Genomic DNA, 437 nt, shown 5'->3' with positions numbered 1-437 from the left:
GCCATCGGCACCGAGGAGGGCAGCTTCCAGTTCCTGCCCTGGTTCTGGGGCTCGGGCGCCAAGCTCACCGAACTCGACTCCGCACAGGCCGTGTCGGCACTGACGCTCTGGAAGGACTGGCTGTCGGACGGCTACGCCCCCAACTCCGTCCTCAACAACACCCAGACCACCAGCTGGCAGGAGTTCTCGACCGGCGACTACGCCTTCGCCGAGAACGGCACCTGGCAGCTCGCGGGCGCCAAGAAGGCCGGCTTCGACTTCGGCGTCCTGCCCATCCCCGCCAGCACGGGCGGCAGCGCGGCGGCCCCCACCGGCGGTGAGTTCGTTACCCTCCCGGTGCAGGACGACAGCGGCCGCTACGCCCCCTCGCAGAAGCTGGTCACCTGCCTGACCAGCGGCGACAACCTCTACGACACCGACCCCACGCTGTCCTACGT

At 69.1% G+C, this 437-nt stretch carries 1 protein-coding gene; it reads left to right on the top strand.

From position 1 onward, the window contains the following. The coding region (locus TN53_RS42470) for an extracellular solute-binding protein (protein ID WP_046264261.1) at window positions 1-437 on the top strand (437 nt) is incomplete at both ends.

The sequence above is a fragment of the Streptomyces sp. WM6386 genome, from assembly GCF_000972385.1.
Classification (GTDB): domain Bacteria; phylum Actinomycetota; class Actinomycetes; order Streptomycetales; family Streptomycetaceae; genus Streptomyces.
This window is presented reverse-complemented; position numbering and strand designations above follow the sequence as displayed.